Below are 16,523 nucleotides of genomic sequence, written 5' to 3' on the forward strand. Positions count from 1 at the left end.
GGCCGTACACCTGCACCTCCCGGAAGGAACTCCCTGGCCATGGACGCCATCTCCGTCATCCGCACCAAGCGGGACCGCGCCGCACTGACCGACGAGCAGATCGACTGGGTCATCGACGCGTACACCCGCGGCGAGGTCGCCGACTACCAGATGGCCGCCCTCAACATGGCGATCCTGCTCAACGGGATGGACCGCCGGGAGATCTCCCGCTGGACCGCCGCGATGATCGCCTCCGGCGAGCGCATGGACTTCTCCTCGCTGTCCCGCCCGACCGCCGACAAGCACTCCACGGGCGGCGTCGGCGACAAGATCACCCTCCCGCTGGCGCCCCTCGTGGCCGCCTGCGGCGCGGCCGTCCCGCAGCTCTCCGGCCGCGGCCTCGGCCACACCGGCGGCACCCTGGACAAGCTGGAGTCCATCCCCGGCTGGCGCGCGCTGCTCTCCAACGAGGAGATGCTCTCCGTACTGGACGGCACCGGCGCGGTGATCTGCGCGGCGGGCGACGGCCTGGCCCCGGCCGACAAGAAGCTGTACGCGCTGCGCGACGTGACCGGCACGGTGGAGGCGATCCCGCTGATCGCCTCGTCCATCATGTCCAAGAAGATCGCCGAGGGCACCGGCTCCCTGGTCCTGGACGTGAAGGTCGGCTCCGGCGCCTTCATGAAGACCCTGGACGACGCCCGTGAGCTGGCCTCCACCATGGTGGGCCTCGGCACCGACCACGGCGTGAAGACGGTCGCGCTCCTCACCGACATGTCCACCCCGCTCGGCCTCACGGCGGGCAACGCCCTGGAGGTCCGCGAGTCCGTCGAGGTCCTCGCGGGCGGCGGCCCGGCGGACGTCGTCGAGCTGACCCTCGCCCTCGCCCGCGAGATGCTCGACGCGGCCGGCCTCAAGGACGCCGACCCCGCCAAGGCCCTCGCCGACGGCTCCGCCATGGACGTCTGGCGCCGCATGATCGCCGCCCAGGGCGGCGACCCGGACGCGGTTCTGCCCGTCGCCCGCGAACAGCACGTCGTCGTGGCCCCCACGTCGGGCGTCCTCACCCGCCTCGACGCCTACGACATCGGCATCGCCGCCTGGCGCCTCGGCGCGGGCCGCGCCCGCAAGGAGGACCCGGTCCAGGCGGGCGCGGGCGTGGAGCTCCACGCGAAGCCCGGCGACCCGGTGGTGGCGGGCCAGCCCCTGCTGACCCTGCACACGGACACGCCGGAGCGGTTCGGGTATGCGCTGGAGGCCACGGAGGGTTCCTTCGACATCGCCCCTGAGGGGACGGCGTTCTCGGCTTCGCCGGTGGTGCTGGGGCGGGTGGACTGAGCCGGAACACGACGTCAAGGGCCTGATCCTCACCGGGGATCGGGCCCTTCGCGCGTCTCTGGTCTAGCGCGGCGATCAACCAACTGGTTAGGTGAGAGGCCCAGTTGGGACGTAACGACCTATGGAGTCCAAGGTATGGCAACAGGTGCCTCCGACGAGCCGGACCCGGCAGCAGCCGCACCTGGGCAACGAGCCCTCGCCCTCCTGGACAAGGCACTCGATGCCCAGAGCCCGCTGGTGCGCAAGAACATGGCTCGGGCTCGCCAGCGGAACCCGCAGGCGACACCGGCACAGGTGATCCGCAATCTGGAGCGAATGTACGTCAGCGCCCTGGCTGGGACGGGTGCAGCGGTGGGAGGAACCGCGGCCGCGCCCGGAGTCGGCACGGGAGTCGCGCTGGCACTGTCGGCGGGCGAGGCTCTTTCGTCGCTTGAGCTGAGCACTCTGTTCGCGCTCTCGCTGGCCGAAGTCCACGGCATTCCCCTCGACGAGATCGAGCGCCGCCGGACGATCGTGATGGGAATCCTGCTCGGCGGGAAGAGCTCCGAGACGATCACCAAGGTCGCCCAGCGTACGGGGCAGCACTGGGGACGCCAGGTGGTCGCCAAGGTACCCGTCGAGACATTGCGTCAGATCAACAGCATCCTGGGGAAGAACTTCGTCACCAAGTACGGGACCAAGCAGGGAATCATCGTCCTCGGCCGCGTGGCACCGTTCGGTATCGGCGCGGTGATCGGCGGCGGAGCCAACGCCGCCCTCGCCACCTTGGCCGTACGGGCCGGCCGCCGCGCGTTCGGTCCCCCACCGGCGTCGTGGCCGACATACAGCACGGTGTCGGAGGGCTTGCTCGACTGATCCTCGGCGCGCGGAAGGGCGTCGCCACGAGCGGTCGCGGGTCAGCCGTTCACCCCGCGACAGGCTCCGTGAGCGCGCTGATGACATGCGGGGTCAGATGGTGGCCGTCGTAGTCGGGGCCGTTGGTCAGTTCCTGGGCGGTGAGGCCCTCGAAGAGGGCGGTGAGCAGGCGGGCCAGGTCTTCGAGGGGGATGGTGGGCCGGAGGCCGGCCCCGGTGAGGGCCTGGCCGAGGACCTCGGTCAGGCCCTGGTTCAGCCGGTTCTCGTGGACGGCGAGCTGCCGGGCCAGGTCGGGGTGCCGGGCCGCGTGCAGGGTGAACTCCATGGACACCAGGAACCACCGCCGCTCCTCCTCGGTGCGGCCGACCAGCCGGCTCTGGATGCCGACGACGGGGTTGTCACCCGGTTCCACCTGCGCGGCGGCCTCTCGCAGCTCGGTCAGCAGCTGGTCGGCGTGCGCGTCGTAGAGGGCGAGGAAGATCTCTTCCTTGTCGCGGTAGTTGGAGTAGAAGGCCCCGCGGGTCAGCCCGGCGCGCTCGACGATGTCGCTGATCGACGTGGTGTGGAAGCCCTTCTCCGTGAACAGCGCCCAGGCGCTCTCGGTCAGGGCGCTCCGGGTGATCGGGCGGCGCTTGGTGGGCGACTTCGGCATGGGGTGGGCCTCTCTGCGGTACCGGTCCGCCGGACCGGGTCGGCAGACCAGGCTATTCCGTCCCGGTCCGGGGACCGCGCTCAGTCGCGGGCGCCGTACGCGTAGAAGCCGCGTCCGGTCTTCACGCCCAGCTGCCCGGCGTCGACGTACCGCTTCAGCAGCTCGCGCGGGCCGGTGGGCAGGGCCGGGTTCTCGGCCGCGTAGTGGTTCTCGATGTCCAGGACGACGTCCAGGCCGACCTGGTCCATGGCGCGGAACGGGCCGCCCGCGGTGCCGGTGTTGATCGCCCACATCCGGTCGACGTCCTCCGGTGTGGACACGCCTTCGGCGACGACGGACAGCGCCTCGCGCTTGATGGCCGCCCAGATCCGGTTGAAGATGAAACCGGTGCTCTCGCGGTGCGCCTCGAAGGGGAAGACGCCGTAGCCGGGCAGCACCTCCAGCAGCAGGTCCAGGACGGCCCGGTCGGTGTGGCCGCTGGACATCAGGTCGACCGCGGCCTGCGCGGGCGGCATGTAGAAGTGCATGTTGACCACCCGCTCGGGCCTGCTGACGTGGTCGATGAACCGGCTGGTCGGGTACGACGAGGAGTTGCTGGCCAGGATGGCGTCCGGCTCGGCGAGCCGGTCGAGGTCGGCGAACACCTGCCGCTTCAGCTCCAGCCGCTCCGGTACGGCCTCGACGACCAGCCATGCGCCGGTGAGCGCCTCGGCCAGGTCGCTGGTGGCGGCCACGGAACCGGGCGCACCTCCCTCGACGCGGGCCGCGATGTCGGACACGTGCTGCTCGACGTAGGCGCACGCCTGCTTCCCGGCCTCGGCGGAGGGGTCGTAGATCCGCACCTCGCCGCCGCGAGTGGCGAACATCAGGGCGATACGGCGGCCGAGCGTGCCGGCGCCGAGGACGGTCACCGGGCGGGAGTCGAGGTCGGTGGGGAGGACGAAGGTCATGGCGGTACTTCCTGCCGTGCGGGGGGTGCGGGCCGCCGGGTTCCGACGACGAGCCATCGGATTCACTATGTATCCGATACACCTTGTATGCAAGCTGGGCCGCACTTCGCCGGCGGTGCGGGAACGTATCGCCTGATCAGGGGACTTCTTCGTTCGGGTGAACGGGATCGGTGGACCTCCGCCGGTCCCTTTCGTCATGCTGGGATCGGTGACGCACTGATTGGAGACCGCCATGAGCGCACTCACCCTGAGCCAGGACCCCGACCGGACCTGGGACGACCTCGTCCGGTTCTGGGTCGAGTCGGACTGGCCCGAGGGCAGCAGGGTGGAGATCATCGAGGGGATCGTCACCGTGTCGCCCACTCCCGAGAACCAGCACAATTCCGTTGTCGAGCTGGTTCAGAGCCGCCTGTACCGGGATATCCCGGACGGCTGGGGCATCTACCAGACGCAGTCACTCGCCGTACCGTCCCGGCTGGGCATGTTCATCCCGGACCTTGTGGTCGCCCCGCGAAGCGTGGTGAGGGCACCGGGCAACTTCATTCCCGCTGCCGCGGCCGACCTCGTCGTCGAAGTGACCTCGAAGTCCAATGCGCGTCACGACCGCGTCGGCAAGCCGGCCGCGTATGCCTCAGCAGGCATTCCCTGCTACCTGCTGATCGACCGCTGGGCGCAAGGAGGCCCGACCATCACGCTCTACGGCGAGCCGCAGAGGGACGTCTACCGCGTCCTGCACGCCGGTAAGTTCGGGGACGAGTTCCACCTGCCGGAGCCCTTCAACCTCAGGCTCGACACCAGTGAGTTCCCCGTGGACTGACCGCCGTGCGATGAGTTGTGGCGGCGCCCCCGGTCTACCCGACGTGGACCCCGACACCGCCCCCGTACTCGTGCTGCGTGGCCCCGTCACCCCGGATGAGGTGGTGGGGCTGTGTGATGTGGTGCGGGGGTTGGCCCCCCGCAGCGGGGTCGTGGTGTGTGACGTGGCCGGGCTGGGGTCGCCGGGGCTCGGGCAGGTCGAGTTGCTCGCCCGGCTGGAGCTGGCCGCTCGGCGTGGGGGCGGGCGGATACGGCTTCGGGACCCGGAGCCCGCGCTACGCGCCCTGCTCGGGCTTGTCGGGCTCGGGGTCCAGGTGGAGGGGGAGGTCGAAGAGGGGGAACCAGCGGGGGGTGTCGAGGAAGCAGTGGAAACCGGTGATGCGGCCCCCTGAGATCTCCAGGACCTGCACCGCCCAGGGCGTGAAGCCGCCGTTCTCCGGGTCCGGTTTGTAGTGGGCGAAACCCGGGAGGCCGTTGACCTGGACCGGGATCAGGCGGGAGTCCGCGCAGGAGGCGCCCATGGTGGACATGAAGCCGGTGATGTCGGCGGGGCCGAGCAGCCAGAGGTCGAACGGCGGCATCGTCATCACCGCGTCCTCGTGGAGCAGGGCGGTCAGCGCCGTCATGTCGTACCCCTCGAACGCCTTCACATAGCGCTCCAGAAGCTGTTTCTGCTCCTCGTCCAGCGGGTCGGAGACGGCCGCCTCGGCGCCGGTGTCCGCGCGTTCGGCGAGGGTGGCGCGGGCGCGCTGGAGGGCGCTGTTGACCGAGGCGACCGTGGTGCCGAGCAGCTCGGCCACCTCGCTGGCCCGCCAGGCCAGCACCTCGCGCAGGATCAGTACGACCCGCTGCTTGGGCGGCAGCTGCTGGAGCGCCGCCATGAACGCCAGCCGGATCGACTCGCGGGCCACCGCCGCCTCGGCGGGGTCGGTCACCTGGGGGAGCACGCGCGTGTCCGGCACCGGCTCCAGCCAGGTGTGGTCCGGGCGCGGGGAGAGCGCGGCCCGCGCCAGCGGGGTCGACTCCGTGAGGTCCATCGGGCGGGCCCGTTTGTTGCCCGCGGCCAGCATGTCCAGGCAGACGTTGGTGGCGATGCGGTACAGCCAGGAGCGCAGACTGGACCGGCCCTCGAACTTGTCGTAGCTCCGCCAGGCCCGTACCAGCGTGTCCTGGACCGCGTCCTCGGCCTCGAAGGACGAGCCGAGCATCCGGTAGCAGTACCCGGTCAGTTCGGTCCGGTGCTTCTCCAGTGCGACATCGAGATCCGCCGTCGCCGTGCCCTCAGTCATCGTCCACCCACCCCTGTGGCCGTCCCGTACGCGCGCCGTCGCGCCCCAGTACTCCGGAAGCTACCGCAGCCCACTGACAATGGCCCCCGGAGCGGGGAAACCCGCAGCTAGGGCGGGCGCGCGCACCGGGTCAGTGCGCCGGTACGGCCTCCCGGCGCGCGGCGGTACGGGCCGCGAGGGTGCCCAGCGCGGTGATGGCGACGACGCCCATCACGGCGAGCAGGCCGACGCCGACCGTGCCCGCCCAGCCGCCGGAGTGGAAGGCGAGCGCGCCGACGGTGCTGCCCGCGCTGGAGCCGATGTAGTACGACGACTGGTACAGGGCGGTCGCCTGGGCGCGGCCGTGCGTGGCCGTCTTGCCGACCGCCGAGGAGGCGACGGCGTGGCCCGCGAAGAAGCCGGCCGTGATCAGCACCAGGCCGAGCAGGACCAGCGGCAGGGACGGCACCAGCGACAGCAGCAGGCCCGCCGCCGTCGTACCGCCCGCCGTGTACAGCGCGCCCCGGCGGCCGAGGCGGCCCACCAGCCGGCCCGCCGACGACGCGGAGACCGTGCCGACCAGGTAGACCAGGAAGATCGAGCCGATGATGCCCTGCGGCAGGGAGAACGGCGCCTCGGTCAGCCGGTAGCCGATCACCGTGTAGACGCCGCCGAACACCGTCATGAACAGCGCGCCGATCGCGTAGAGGCGGCGCAGCAGCGGGGAGGAGAGGTGGTCGCGGACCGCGCGGGCCAGGACCCGGGGGCGCAGCGAGCCCGCCTCGAAGTGCTTCGGCGCGGGCAGCAGCAGCCGGAACGCCACCGCGCAGCCCACCGCGACCAGGCCGATCACGCCGACGGCGATCCGCCAGCCCCACTCCTGCGCGACCCAGCCGGTGATGACCCGGCCGCTCATGCCGCCCACGCTGTTGCCCGCGACGAACAGGCCGATCGCCGTGACCAGCGCCTTCGGCCGGACCTCCTCGGCCAGGTACGCCGTCGCGGAGGCGGGCAGCCCGGCCAGCGCGGCGCCCTGCACGGCCCGCAGCGCGACCAGCGCGCCGATGGACGGCGCGAACGGCACCAGCAGGCCGACGGCGACCGCGACCATCAGGGACGCCGTCATCACGGTCCGGCGGCCGAACCGCTCCGACAGCGCGCTCATCGGCAGCACGAACAGCGCCAGCCCGCCGGTCGCCGCCGCCACGGTCCAGCTCGCCTCGCCGGCCGCCACCCCGTAGTCGTCGGAGATCAGCGGGAGCAGGGCCTGGGTGGAGTACAGCAGCGCGAAGGTCGCCACGCCCGCGAGGAAGAGGGCGAAGCTCATCCGGCGGTAGCCGGGGCCGCCGGGCGTCAGCCGCGAGTCGGCCGGAGCGGGGGTCGGGGAGGTGGGGACGGGCGTGCGGGCGTCCAGGGTGACGGACGCCCCGGTACTGGCGGGAGACATGCCTCGAAACTAAGGACGCGGGCACTCATCCGTCCAATGCATGGAATCGCCATAATCGTTCCCATGGAGCATCAGCAGAGGTCACAGCCGCACCTGTCACCGTCCAGTGACACAGAAGACATGGCGCTGCTGCTCGCGCCCCGCCTCGCCTACTTCGCCGGGGTGGCCCGCACCGAGCACGTCACCCGGGCCGCGCACGAGATGAACGTCCCGCAGTCGACCCTCTCCCGGGCGATGGTCCGCCTGGAACAGGATCTCGGGGTGGACTTGTTCGCCCGGCACGGCCGCACCGTCTCGCTCACCCCGGCCGGGCGGACCTTCCTCGGCTCGGTGGAGCGGGCCCTCGCCGAGGTCGAGCGGGCCGCCGAGGAGGTGCGCGCGGACGCCGATCCGGCCACCGGCAAGGTCGCCTTCGGCTTCCTGCACACCATGGGCCCCGAGACCGTGCCCGGTCTGCTGCACGCCTTCCGCGCCGACCATCCCCGCATCCGCTTCAGCCTGGTGCAGAACTACGGCGAGGCCATGCTGGAGCGGCTCCGGGCGGGCGAGCTGGACCTCTGCCTCACCTCGCCGGTGCCGGACGCGCCCGATCTGGTCGCCCGGCGGCTGGACGAGCAGAAGCTCCGCCTGGTCGTCCCGGCCGACCACCGGCTGGCCGGCCGCCGCCGCATCCGGCTCGTGGAGGCGGCCGACGAGACCTTCGTGACCCTGGAGCCCGGCTACGGCCTGCGCCGCATCACCGACGACCTGTGCCGCGAGGCCGGGTTCCGGCCCCGGGTCGCCTTCGAGGGGGAGGAGACGGAGACGCTGCGCGGGCTGGTGGCCGCCGGGCTCGGGGTCGCCCTGCTGCCGCCGCCCACCGTGGCCCGGCCGGGCGTGGTGGAGCTGACGGTGACCGCGCCGAGGGCGGTCCGCGAGATCGGCGTCGCCTGGCTGGCCGACCGCCCGGACACCCCGCCGGTGGCCGCGTTCAAGAAGTTCCTGCTCTCCCGCAGGGGCAGCCTGCTCCCCTCCTGACCCCGGCTGCCTGCGCGAGGATTCCCGAATCCCCTTGCTGAACCGGCTACTTGCGCAGCGACTTGCCGAACCCCGACGCCAGCGGCATCCGCAGCCCTATCGGCGGCGGCGCCGCGAGCGCGTCCTCCACCGGGCGGGACAGCGGGAGCCCGAACAGGGCGCCCAGAGCGAAGTCCACGGTCAGCGCGAGCACTTCGTCCCGGTGCTGGTGCAGCCCGTGGCCGTCGGAGTGCACCTCGAACCGGCACACCTCCCGGTTCACCTTCTTCGCGCGGGCCGCCAGCCGGAACGACAGCTCCGGATCGCACCGTTCGTCGTTGGTGCCGTGCGCGATCAGCACCCGGCGCCCCACCAGCTGCTTGACCGGCTCGTCGGCGTCCGCGCCCTCCTCCGGCAGCCACGGGGCGATGGCCACCACGGAGTTGACCGCCTCGTGGCCCCCGGCGCCCAGCGCGGCCCGGCCGCCCATGTCCAGCCCGACCAGGCACACCGGCACGTCCCCGTACCGCCGCACCACCTCGTCCGCGGCCCAGCCGGCGTCCGCCGCGAGGTGGGCCTCGGTGCCGTTCCAGCCGCGGTAGCGGTAGTGGACCGGGTGGACGGCGAGCCCCTCCTCCCGGCCGCCCCGGGCCAGGCTGCGGGCCAGGGCGCGGACGAAGGTGCCGGGCAGGAACGGGGACGGACGGCGGGTGGAGACCTCGTCCCCGCCGGGGAGCACCAGCACCGCTCCGCTCACCGCGCCCGGCGCGGGGCCGACCGCCTTTCCCAGCCTGGCCGTCCGGACCGGCGTCGTCGCTTGCTGTCCCATGGCAGAACACTGTCAGAAGGCGCGGTGTACGAAACCCTTCCCGGCGGTCACCATTGCGTATCGACGCGCACGGGGTACGGATCGCGCCACTGTGTGAACGGCCGGAATACGAGCATCCTATCGAGGAGTCCGGCCGCACGCTCGATTTCCGGTGCCGGTTGTGAAGTCAATGCGATGAGATCACGGTTCATTCCTTTCGATGAACGGTCCACGGCGGCCGGGGACTTCAGCCGCCCCGGATGGGAAGGGCCGCCTCCCGAACGGCAGTTCTGGCACACCGCTGCCACCAGCGCGAATGCGGGAAAAGCGGGGCTGTATGACAAATCGCGCGCCCGGAGAATACGTACAGGCATTCACCGTCCGTCCGCATTTCGGTGATTGCGGTGGACGGTCCGTGGTGTTTACGGTCGTGGACCGCTCGGATCATTCGTGATCCATGTCTCCGCATTCAAGGACGCATTCACCATGAAGCAGTCTGCTGCCAAGACCCTCGGTGTCGCCGCCCTCGGTGCCGCTTTCGCCGCCGCCGGCGCGGGCGCGGCCGACGCGGCCCCGCTCGCCCCGGACGCGCTCCCCGTCGTGGGCTCCGTCGCCCACACGCTCCCGGCCGCGAACGTCACGCACGCGCTGCCCGGCGCCGTCGAGGCCGTCTCCCAGGGGCAGGGCGTGCTCGGCAACGGGCTGAACACCGCGCGCCCCGCCGTGCAGAAGATGCTCGCCAACGGCCCGACCGCCCCCGTCGCCGGACTCCTCGGCGGCCTGCCGGTACAGGGCCTGCCCACCCACGGCCTGGGCCTCAACGGCATCCCGCTCGGCTGACCCCCGTCCCCGCGCGCGACTCCCCACGCGCGAGGCCCACGAACGACGCCGCCGAGGCCGTCCGGTGCTCTCCGGGACGACCTCGGCGGCGTTTCGCGTACGCGGAATCCGGCCGGGCGGCGCTCGCTCACCAGGCGGTGGTGCGGGCCCTGTCCTCGGAGGGCAGCAGGATCCACAGGGCTATGTAGAGCAGGAACTGCGGGCCGGGCAGCAGGCAGGACACCACGAAGATGACCCGCATCGTCCCCGCCGACATCCCGAAGCGCCGGGCCAGTCCTGCGCACACGCCGCCGATCATGCGGCCGTTGGTGGGGCGGGCAAGGGCGGTCATGGCTGACTCCTCCGTCGTCGTCGGCCCGCGACCGGGCCGTCTGCCGGGGCGGGCCGAGTGCCACATCCCCGTCTGTCGTCGTATGCCCAACGGTACGGAGACGAAGCGGGAGAAGCATCACTCTAAGGGGCGATACCGACCCTGGGAATCGTCGGGGTCCGCCCCTGAGAAAGCTCCCCGCGCACGCTCACCGCACCACGGGCCGGACCCGCGACACCGGCCCCGCCGATCCGGTCGGCCCACCGCGCCTCCACGGCCGGATACCCCTCGCAACCCCCGGACACGCCCCCGGAGATGGACTCGGGGACGCCCCCGAGTCCGCCGCGCCCTCCCCGGTCCCCGTACCCCTCCTCCACCACGCCGCCCCGGCCCAGCCGGCGCCGCAGCCACGCCCGCCCCGCCGGAACCACCGTCAGGTGGGCCAGCAGCACGCCCGTGGTGTTCAGCAGCAGCACGTCCACGTCCACCACCCGCCCCGGCACCCCCGTCTGCAACAGGGCGATGCCCAGCGAGATCAGGGCGCCGGCGGCGGCCGTACGGAACAGGGAGGCCAGCGGAGACACGGTGAGCCTGCCGTCCGCCATCGGCAGCAGGACGCCCAGCGGGGCCAGCAGGGCCAGGCCCTCGCCGATGCGGAGGCCCGCCACGGGCCAGCCCAGCGCCAGGTCGGCGCGGAGCCCGGCCAGCGGGCGGAGGTTCGCGGGGCGTACCCACGGCACGTCCAGGGGCCGCAGCGTCAGCCAGGCGACGAGCGCGAGATGCGCGACGAGGAGGATTGCCCCGGTCACTCGGATGCGGTTCGCGGCGCTGCCGCCGATGGAGCCTTGACGCTGCACGTCCCCCAAGACGCCACGCCGCGCGCGATCGGTTCCGCTTCGGCACCCCCCGCCCCGGTGAGGCGTGCGCCACACGCATCCCGCCCGGGGCCCGCCTCAGTTCAACGCGACGGCGCCGGAAGGGGGTTGGACCCGGCCCGGGTGGTCACGCACGTCCTCCGTGCACTCGTACCGGCGCGGCGCGGCCGGGGCCGGACCCGCCAGGATCACCGAGCCGTCGCCCTCCGCCGCAGCCGAGTCGGAGAAGGTGCACACCACCTGCGCGAGCGCGGGGGAGCCCAGCCTGTCCGGCGGGGTGCTCAGCCGCAGCGCCTCCTCCGGCTCCTCGCGGCCCGGCCCGGTGACCGTGATGCCGCCCGGCACCCGGGTCTGGTAGCCCGCCGCGCGTTCCCCGGCGGAGGGCGCCGAGGCGAGCTGGTCCAGCAGGCCCTGCGCGACCATGACCCGGCGCCGCGCGTCCGGCGTGCCCTCCGGCACCCGCACCGCACGGTCCACGGTCACCAGTGAGGCCCCGCACAGCAGGAACACCTGCACCGGAACCCCCTCCGGCGACGCACTGGCCTGCCCGGACCCGGTCGGCGAACACGGCACCCGCGACGGCGCCCCGCCGAAGTCGGTCGGCACCTCCGTCGGCCGGATGCCGCACCCGGTGAGCAGCGCGCCCAGCAGCGGCAGCGCCAGCAGCCCTCGCACCTTCCGCCCGCTCACGTGGTCGCTCCCTGGCCGCCCTCGGCCGACGGGTCCTTCTCGTCCTCCTCCGTCAGGCGGGAGGCGTCGCGTGGCAGCCGGAGCGTGAACACCGCACCGCCGTCGGGGGAGTTGGCGGCCGTGATCTCACCGCCGTGGATGTGCGCGTTCTCCAGCGCGATGGAGAGGCCGAGGCCGCTGCCCTCCGAACGCGGCCGGGATGCGCTGGCCTTGTAGAAGCGGTCGAAGACGTGCGGCAGCACCTCCTCGGGGATGCCGGGACCGTGGTCGCGTACCGCGATCAGCAGGTCGTCGCCGTCGATGCGGACCGAGACGCGCACCGGGGAGCCGCCGTGCTTGAGGGCGTTGCCGATCAGGTTGGCGAGGATCACGTCCAGGCGGCGCGGGTCGAGCCGGGAGTGGATGCCGCGCTCGGCGTCCAGCTCGACCGCGTCCAGCCAGGCGCGGGCGTCGATGCAGGCGGTGATCTGGTCCGCGAGGTCGACGTCGTCCAGCACCAGCCGGGCGGTGCCCGCGTCGAAGCGGGTGACCTCCATCAGGTTCTCGACCAGGTCGTTCAGCCGCTTGGTCTCGCTGACCACCAGCCGTACCGCCGGCTCGATCATCGGATCGATGCCGCCGCCCTCGAACTCCAGCTCGTCCTCCAGCACTTCCGTCACCGCGGTGATGGCGGTCAGCGGGGTGCGCAGCTCGTGCGACATGTCGGCGACGAAGCGGCGGGAGGACTCGTCACGGGCGGCCATGTCCGCGACCCGCTTCTCCAGCGCCTCGGCCGCCTTGTTGAACGTCCTCGAAAGGTCGGCGAGTTCATCCGTGCCGGTGACCCGCAGCCGAGTGTCGAGCCGCCCCTCGCCCAGCCGCCGCGCGGCAACTCCCAGACGGTGTACGGGTTTCAGCACGGTCGTGGCGGCCGCCTGTGCGAGCAGCGCCGAACCGATCAGGGCGAGTCCGGTGGCGATCCCCAGCGACCAGGCAAGGGAGTTGAGATCCTTGGCCTCCGGCTCCAGCGACTTGGCCATGTAGCCCGTCGCACCGCCGTCGACCACCTTCGTCCCGGCCACCAGGAAGGGCGTCCCGCGCTCGGACACCCGCTGCCAGTACAGGTGGTAGGGCGACTTGTCGGAGCCGGTCGTCTTCTGCCGCCGGTCCACCGCCGCGCGCAGCGACGGGGGTACGTCCTTCAGCGAGAAGCCGCTCAGGCCGCCCGAACCGCCGTACACCGTCCGGCCGTCGGGGTCGCGGGCGACCAGCAGCACGCTGAAGCGCTGGCTGCTGCCCGCCATCTGCCCTGCGGCGCGCTGGAGTTCGTCCTGCGTGGGACGCGCGGGCAGCGCGCCCGCCCGGTTCTGCATCTCCTGCCGGAAGTCGCGCAGCACCGCGTCCTGGGCGCGGGTGAGCACCGCCTCCCGGTTGAGCCAGTACGCGATGCCCGACGCGGACACCGCCGCCGTCAGCGCGACCAGCCCGAAGACCAGCACCAGCCGCAGCCGCAGGCTGGTGAACCGCAGTCCGGCCAGCTTCCTCCCCCGTTCGGCCACCCAGTGGCCGAATCCCCCGCGCTCGCTCACTGAGGGGCGTCCAGGCGGTAGCCGACACCACGGACCGTACGGATCAGGGTCGGGGAGGACGGCACGTCCTCGACCTTCGCCCGCAACCGCTGCACACACGCGTCCACCAGGCGCGAGTCGCCCAGGTAGTCGTGTTCCCACACCAGCCGCAGCAACTGCTGCCGGGACAGCGCCTGCCCCGGCCGGCGGCTCAGCTCCAGCAGCAGCCGCAGCTCGGTCGGGGTGAGCTGGAGATCCTCGCCGTTCTTGGTCACCGTCATCGCGGACCGGTCGATGACCACGCTGCCGAAGGTCGCCGAGTCGCTGGACTCACGCTCCCCGCGCCGCAGCACGGCCCGGATACGGGCGTCCAGCACCCGGCCCTGGACCGGCTTGACCACGTAGTCGTCGGCGCCGGACTCCAGTCCGACCACCACGTCGATGTCGTCGTTCCGCGCGGTCAGCAGGATGATCGGCAGCTGGTCGGTGCGCCGGATACGGCGGCACACCTCGAACCCGTCGATGCCGGGCAGCATCACGTCCAGCACGATCAGGTCGGGGCGCTGCTCACGCAGCAGCTTCAGGCCGTCCTCGCCGCTCGCGGCGGTGGCGACCCGGTGCCCCTGGCGCGTCAGGGACAGCTCAAGGGCCGTACGGATGGCGTCGTCGTCCTCGATCAGCAACAGGGAAGGCACGGGCTCATTCTGGCCCATGCACCGCCCGTCGTACGACCCGTGCCACCCCGGGTTCTTCGACGGCGGACACGAGCCGGACACCGCGTACCAAACCGCCCTCTCCCAGCTCGCGCCCGCCGTGACCGGGTGCGACCCGCCCGCGACGGCCCCTGTGACAGGTCTGTGACAGTCGGCGGACACGGCCATGAAGGACGGTCGGCAAGCTTTTCGGCAGGCGGGAGAGCACCACCGGCCTGGGAGAGCACCGAAGTCCACGACGGGGAGCGCGAGATGAACACGCCGCACGGCATGAACACCAGCGCAGTGCTCACGCGTCTGCACGACGCACACCGGGGGACCGCTGCCGCAGGGGTACGGGGGTGCGCCCGCGGCACCGGACGTCAGCACACCGGTCACATGACGGTGGTCGACGCCCGCACGGGGGAGGGGCACGGGGGAAGCGCGCACAGGGAGGAACCGGGGGAGCGTCGCTCGCTGACGGAGGCGGAGTTCACCGCCTACGTCCAGGAGCGCCGCGCCTCCCTGTACGCGACCGCCTACCACCTGACCGGCGACCGGTTCGAGGCCGAGGACCTGCTGCAGAGCGCGCTGTTCTCGACCTACCGGGCCTGGGAGCGGATCAGTGACAAGGCCGCGGTCGGCGGGTACCTCCGCCGCACCATGACCAACCTGCACATCAGCGCGTGGCGCCGCCGCAAGCTGAACGAGTACCCGACCGAGGAGCTGCCGGAGACGCCCGCCGGCACGGACGCGATGCGCGGCACCGAGCTGCGCGCCGTCCTGTGGCAGGCGCTCGCCCGGCTGCCCGAGCTGCAGCGCACCATGCTGGTGCTGCGGTACTACGAGGGCCGTACCGACCCGGAGATCGCCGACATACTCGGCATCAGCGTCGGCACGGTGAAGTCCAGCATCTGGCGCTCGCTGCGGCGCCTGCGCGAGGACGAGGTCCTGAACTTCGGCCGGGACCACGAGGACGCCTTCGGCGAGCTGGTGGCCTGAAGGAGGGGTCCGTCGGGGGACGGGCCCACGGGGGAAACGGGGGGAACGAGCCGTCACGGCTCGGCCCGAGGGGAAACGGGGAATCGCGGGGGCCCACCGGGGGGAGGGTCCGCGCGAGAACCCGTAAGGGGAAACACGGGGGGGAAACGGGGGAAAACCCGGAGGCGGGGCTGGACGGCTGGGGGGCCGTACAGTCCCGCTTTCGCATGTCCGCGCCCGGTTACGCCGCCGTCTGCTGCCGCGCCTGCCGGCCCGCGGCGGCCGCCGCCATCCGGCTCAGCGCCTCGTCCCGGCCGCAGGCGTGGGCGCCCAGGGCCACCTGGCGGGACACGATCGAGCGTTCCGCGCGCAGCAGCCGCCAGCCCCGGCGCAGCAGGAACGGCACCGACTTGCGCCCCTCCTTCAGATCGCGCAGGAAGCGGCGCCGGAAGGTGGTGACCGGACCCCGGGTCAGACACAGCGCGTCCGCCAGCAGCCCGAGTTCCCGGCAGCGCTCGACGATCTCCGCCGCGAAGATGCCCTCGGCGATGAACAGCGGGGTACGGCCGATGCTCAGGGTGTCCTCGCCGGTACGGGCGCTCAGCGAGATGTCGTACACCGGCACCGGGGTCGCGCCGGACGCGCACAGGCGGGCGATGGCCGCGAGGGCCACGTCGGCGTCCCAGGACCGCGGATGGTCCCAGTCGATGTCCGAGCTTCCGTCCACCACCGGCAGGGTGGGGTCGTCGCCCTCCTTGTAGAAGTCGTCGAGGCGCAGCACGGGCAGCCCGGAGAGGGCGGCGACAAGTGACTTGCCCGAACCGGAGGGGCCGCACAACAGCACCACACGGGCGGGAGACGGGGGATGGATGCTCACGGAACACCAGTTTGACGCATGCCGACCACCCTGCCGACCCCGCGGGTCCACATTGGAGCGTGCGTCACATCTCAACTACCCTACGTGTCGACCGTATTACCCTGCGCACCAGAAGGCGGCACCACCGATGGCCCGACATTCCGCATCCCGGTCTTCCCGTCAGCCCGCCGCGCGGCGCGCGCTGATCGCGCTCGCGTCGGCCGGAGCCGCGTTGGCGGCGGGCGCGAGCGCGGCGCATGCCGAGGCGGCCGCGCCGGTGGTGGACGTGCCGCCGCTGCGCTCCGCCGACATCGGCGACATCAACCCGCAGTCCGGGGTGAACGCACTGACCACGTCCGTCGGTTACGCCACCGGCGCCATCGCGGGCCTCAAGCCCAACCCGCTGGCCGGCACCGGCACCGACCCGCTGAACAACGGCATCGGCACCACCATCGCCGACTTCAAGCCGCTCAACACCCTGGCGCTGACCGGTCCGATCGCCCAGGCGCCGTCCTTCGGCGCGGTCCCGGTGGTGGGGCAGGCCCTGGGGCTGCTCACGCCGAAGGGCTGACAAGAGCGAAGCCGCGCCGCCCCTTCGCGGTGAAGGGACGGCGCGGCTTTCG

At 72.3% G+C, this 16,523-nt stretch carries 18 protein-coding genes and 1 pseudogene; 8 read left to right on the plus strand and 11 right to left on the minus strand.

Features of this window, described 5'->3' with window-relative positions:
* Positions 1 to 33: 33 nt before the first annotated feature.
* Together D0Z67_RS18130 and D0Z67_RS30205 are read left to right on the plus strand one after the other, a co-directional pair.
* Entirely contained in the window at positions 34 to 1,317 is a 1,284-nt protein-coding gene (locus D0Z67_RS18130) for a thymidine phosphorylase (RefSeq protein WP_031180713.1), read from the plus strand.
* 135 nt (positions 1,318 to 1,452) lie between these two features.
* Positions 1,453 to 2,172, plus strand: coding sequence for a hypothetical protein (locus tag D0Z67_RS30205; RefSeq protein WP_031180712.1), 720 nt, complete (start codon positions 1,453 to 1,455; stop codon positions 2,170 to 2,172).
* A gap of 49 nt (positions 2,173 to 2,221) precedes the next feature.
* On the opposite strand, the gene D0Z67_RS18140 is transcribed toward D0Z67_RS30205, so the two are convergent.
* Together D0Z67_RS18140 and D0Z67_RS18145 are read right to left on the minus strand one after the other, a co-directional pair.
* Positions 2,222 to 2,824 (minus strand): TetR/AcrR family transcriptional regulator, encoded by a 603-nt coding sequence (locus D0Z67_RS18140; protein WP_037774789.1) that lies wholly within the window; start codon positions 2,822 to 2,824, stop codon positions 2,222 to 2,224.
* A gap of 80 nt (positions 2,825 to 2,904) precedes the next feature.
* Complete coding sequence (locus D0Z67_RS18145; protein WP_031180710.1) at positions 2,905 to 3,774, minus strand: 3-hydroxyacyl-CoA dehydrogenase family protein; 870 nt, start codon at positions 3,772 to 3,774, stop codon at positions 2,905 to 2,907.
* A gap of 232 nt (positions 3,775 to 4,006) precedes the next feature.
* Here D0Z67_RS18145 and D0Z67_RS18150 point away from each other — a divergent pair, with 232 nt between their 5' ends.
* Together D0Z67_RS18150 and D0Z67_RS18155 are read left to right on the plus strand one after the other, a co-directional pair.
* Positions 4,007 to 4,591 carry a Uma2 family endonuclease gene (locus tag D0Z67_RS18150; RefSeq protein WP_031180709.1) on the plus strand — a complete coding sequence of 195 codons (585 nt, stop codon included), beginning with the start codon at positions 4,007 to 4,009 and terminating at the stop codon, positions 4,589 to 4,591.
* Positions 4,592 to 4,601: 10 nt separating this feature from the next.
* Positions 4,602 to 4,982: an STAS domain-containing protein gene (locus D0Z67_RS18155; protein WP_131589667.1), complete on the plus strand. Its 381-nt coding sequence runs from the start codon at positions 4,602 to 4,604 to the stop codon at positions 4,980 to 4,982.
* On the opposite strand, the gene D0Z67_RS18160 is transcribed toward D0Z67_RS18155, so the two are convergent.
* Both D0Z67_RS18160 and D0Z67_RS18165 read right to left on the minus strand, forming a co-directional pair.
* The gene (locus D0Z67_RS18160; protein ID WP_031180708.1) at positions 4,866 to 5,879 is read right to left on the minus strand and encodes a sigma-70 family RNA polymerase sigma factor; all 1,014 of its coding nucleotides are present in this window, start codon (positions 5,877 to 5,879) and stop codon (positions 4,866 to 4,868) included. The genes D0Z67_RS18155 and D0Z67_RS18160 overlap by 117 nt on opposite strands.
* Positions 5,880 to 6,009: 130 nt before the next feature.
* On the minus strand, positions 6,010 to 7,305 hold the full coding sequence (locus D0Z67_RS18165) for an MFS transporter (protein WP_031180707.1): 1,296 nt from the start codon (positions 7,303 to 7,305) through the stop codon (positions 6,010 to 6,012).
* Positions 7,306 to 7,368: 63 nt separating this feature from the next.
* Between D0Z67_RS18165 and D0Z67_RS18170 the strand changes: the two genes are divergently transcribed.
* Positions 7,369 to 8,322: a LysR family transcriptional regulator gene (locus tag D0Z67_RS18170; RefSeq protein ID WP_037774787.1), complete on the plus strand. Its 954-nt coding sequence runs from the start codon at positions 7,369 to 7,371 to the stop codon at positions 8,320 to 8,322.
* Positions 8,323 to 8,368: 46 nt separating this feature from the next.
* On the opposite strand, the gene D0Z67_RS18175 is transcribed toward D0Z67_RS18170, so the two are convergent.
* A complete protein-coding gene (locus D0Z67_RS18175; RefSeq protein WP_107059556.1) occupies positions 8,369 to 9,130 on the minus strand; it encodes an alpha/beta hydrolase in 762 nt (253 codons plus the stop codon).
* A gap of 465 nt (positions 9,131 to 9,595) precedes the next feature.
* Between D0Z67_RS18175 and D0Z67_RS18180 the strand changes: the two genes are divergently transcribed.
* The gene (locus D0Z67_RS18180) at positions 9,596 to 9,949 is read left to right on the plus strand and encodes a hypothetical protein (protein ID WP_031180704.1); all 354 of its coding nucleotides are present in this window, start codon (positions 9,596 to 9,598) and stop codon (positions 9,947 to 9,949) included.
* A gap of 127 nt (positions 9,950 to 10,076) precedes the next feature.
* On the opposite strand, the gene D0Z67_RS18185 is transcribed toward D0Z67_RS18180, so the two are convergent.
* The 5 genes and pseudogenes from D0Z67_RS18185 to afsQ1 form a co-directional block, all read right to left on the minus strand.
* Complete coding sequence (locus D0Z67_RS18185) at positions 10,077 to 10,280, minus strand: PspC domain-containing protein (RefSeq protein WP_031180703.1); 204 nt, start codon at positions 10,278 to 10,280, stop codon at positions 10,077 to 10,079.
* 374 nt (positions 10,281 to 10,654) lie between these two features.
* Positions 10,655 to 11,116, minus strand: a pseudogene (locus tag D0Z67_RS30210) (VanZ family protein); the annotation flags it as partial.
* 96 nt (positions 11,117 to 11,212) lie between these two features.
* Positions 11,213 to 11,824 carry a hypothetical protein gene (locus D0Z67_RS18195; RefSeq protein WP_031180701.1) on the minus strand — a complete coding sequence of 204 codons (612 nt, stop codon included), beginning with the start codon at positions 11,822 to 11,824 and terminating at the stop codon, positions 11,213 to 11,215.
* On the minus strand, positions 11,821 to 13,392 hold the full coding sequence (locus D0Z67_RS18200; protein WP_031180700.1) for a sensor histidine kinase: 1,572 nt from the start codon (positions 13,390 to 13,392) through the stop codon (positions 11,821 to 11,823). The genes D0Z67_RS18195 and D0Z67_RS18200 overlap by 4 nt, the downstream gene beginning before the upstream one ends.
* Positions 13,389 to 14,066: a two-component system response regulator AfsQ1 gene (gene afsQ1 / locus D0Z67_RS18205; RefSeq protein WP_158707462.1), complete on the minus strand. Its 678-nt coding sequence runs from the start codon at positions 14,064 to 14,066 to the stop codon at positions 13,389 to 13,391. The genes D0Z67_RS18200 and afsQ1 overlap by 4 nt, the downstream gene beginning before the upstream one ends.
* A gap of 270 nt (positions 14,067 to 14,336) precedes the next feature.
* On the opposite strand from afsQ1, the gene D0Z67_RS18210 reads away from it, so the two are divergent.
* On the plus strand, positions 14,337 to 15,065 hold the full coding sequence (locus tag D0Z67_RS18210; RefSeq protein ID WP_031180699.1) for a SigE family RNA polymerase sigma factor: 729 nt from the start codon (positions 14,337 to 14,339) through the stop codon (positions 15,063 to 15,065).
* 220 nt (positions 15,066 to 15,285) lie between these two features.
* On the opposite strand, the gene D0Z67_RS18215 is transcribed toward D0Z67_RS18210, so the two are convergent.
* Entirely contained in the window at positions 15,286 to 15,921 is a 636-nt protein-coding gene (locus D0Z67_RS18215; protein WP_234312715.1) for a uridine kinase family protein, read from the minus strand.
* A 127-nt stretch (positions 15,922 to 16,048) separates the two neighbouring features.
* On the opposite strand from D0Z67_RS18215, the gene D0Z67_RS18220 reads away from it, so the two are divergent.
* Positions 16,049 to 16,471: a hypothetical protein gene (locus D0Z67_RS18220; RefSeq protein WP_031180697.1), complete on the plus strand. Its 423-nt coding sequence runs from the start codon at positions 16,049 to 16,051 to the stop codon at positions 16,469 to 16,471.
* The last annotated feature ends 52 nt before the right edge of the window (positions 16,472 to 16,523 follow it).

Origin of the sequence: Streptomyces seoulensis, from assembly GCF_004328625.1 — a bacterium.
Lineage (GTDB): Bacteria > Actinomycetota > Actinomycetes > Streptomycetales > Streptomycetaceae > Streptomyces > Streptomyces seoulensis.

Coding starts and splice junctions, on each gene's coding strand:
- D0Z67_RS30205 (WP_031180712.1), top strand. CDS start 1,453: ATGGCAACAGGTGCCTCCGACGAGCCGGACCCGGCAGCAGCCGCACCT.
- D0Z67_RS18140 (WP_037774789.1), bottom strand. CDS start 2,824: ATGCCGAAGTCGCCCACCAAGCGCCGCCCGATCACCCGGAGCGCCCTG.
- D0Z67_RS18145 (WP_031180710.1), bottom strand. CDS start 3,774: ATGACCTTCGTCCTCCCCACCGACCTCGACTCCCGCCCGGTGACCGTC.
- D0Z67_RS18150 (WP_031180709.1), top strand. CDS start 4,007: ATGAGCGCACTCACCCTGAGCCAGGACCCCGACCGGACCTGGGACGAC.
- D0Z67_RS18155 (WP_131589667.1), top strand. CDS start 4,602: ATGAGTTGTGGCGGCGCCCCCGGTCTACCCGACGTGGACCCCGACACC.
- D0Z67_RS18160 (WP_031180708.1), bottom strand. CDS start 5,879: ATGACTGAGGGCACGGCGACGGCGGATCTCGATGTCGCACTGGAGAAG.
- D0Z67_RS18165 (WP_031180707.1), bottom strand. CDS start 7,305: ATGTCTCCCGCCAGTACCGGGGCGTCCGTCACCCTGGACGCCCGCACG.
- D0Z67_RS18170 (WP_037774787.1), top strand. CDS start 7,369: ATGGAGCATCAGCAGAGGTCACAGCCGCACCTGTCACCGTCCAGTGAC.
- D0Z67_RS18175 (WP_107059556.1), bottom strand. CDS start 9,130: ATGGGACAGCAAGCGACGACGCCGGTCCGGACGGCCAGGCTGGGAAAG.
- D0Z67_RS18180 (WP_031180704.1), top strand. CDS start 9,596: ATGAAGCAGTCTGCTGCCAAGACCCTCGGTGTCGCCGCCCTCGGTGCC.
- D0Z67_RS18185 (WP_031180703.1), bottom strand. CDS start 10,280: ATGACCGCCCTTGCCCGCCCCACCAACGGCCGCATGATCGGCGGCGTG.
- D0Z67_RS18210 (WP_031180699.1), top strand. CDS start 14,337: ATGAACACGCCGCACGGCATGAACACCAGCGCAGTGCTCACGCGTCTG.
- D0Z67_RS18220 (WP_031180697.1), top strand. CDS start 16,049: ATGGCCCGACATTCCGCATCCCGGTCTTCCCGTCAGCCCGCCGCGCGG.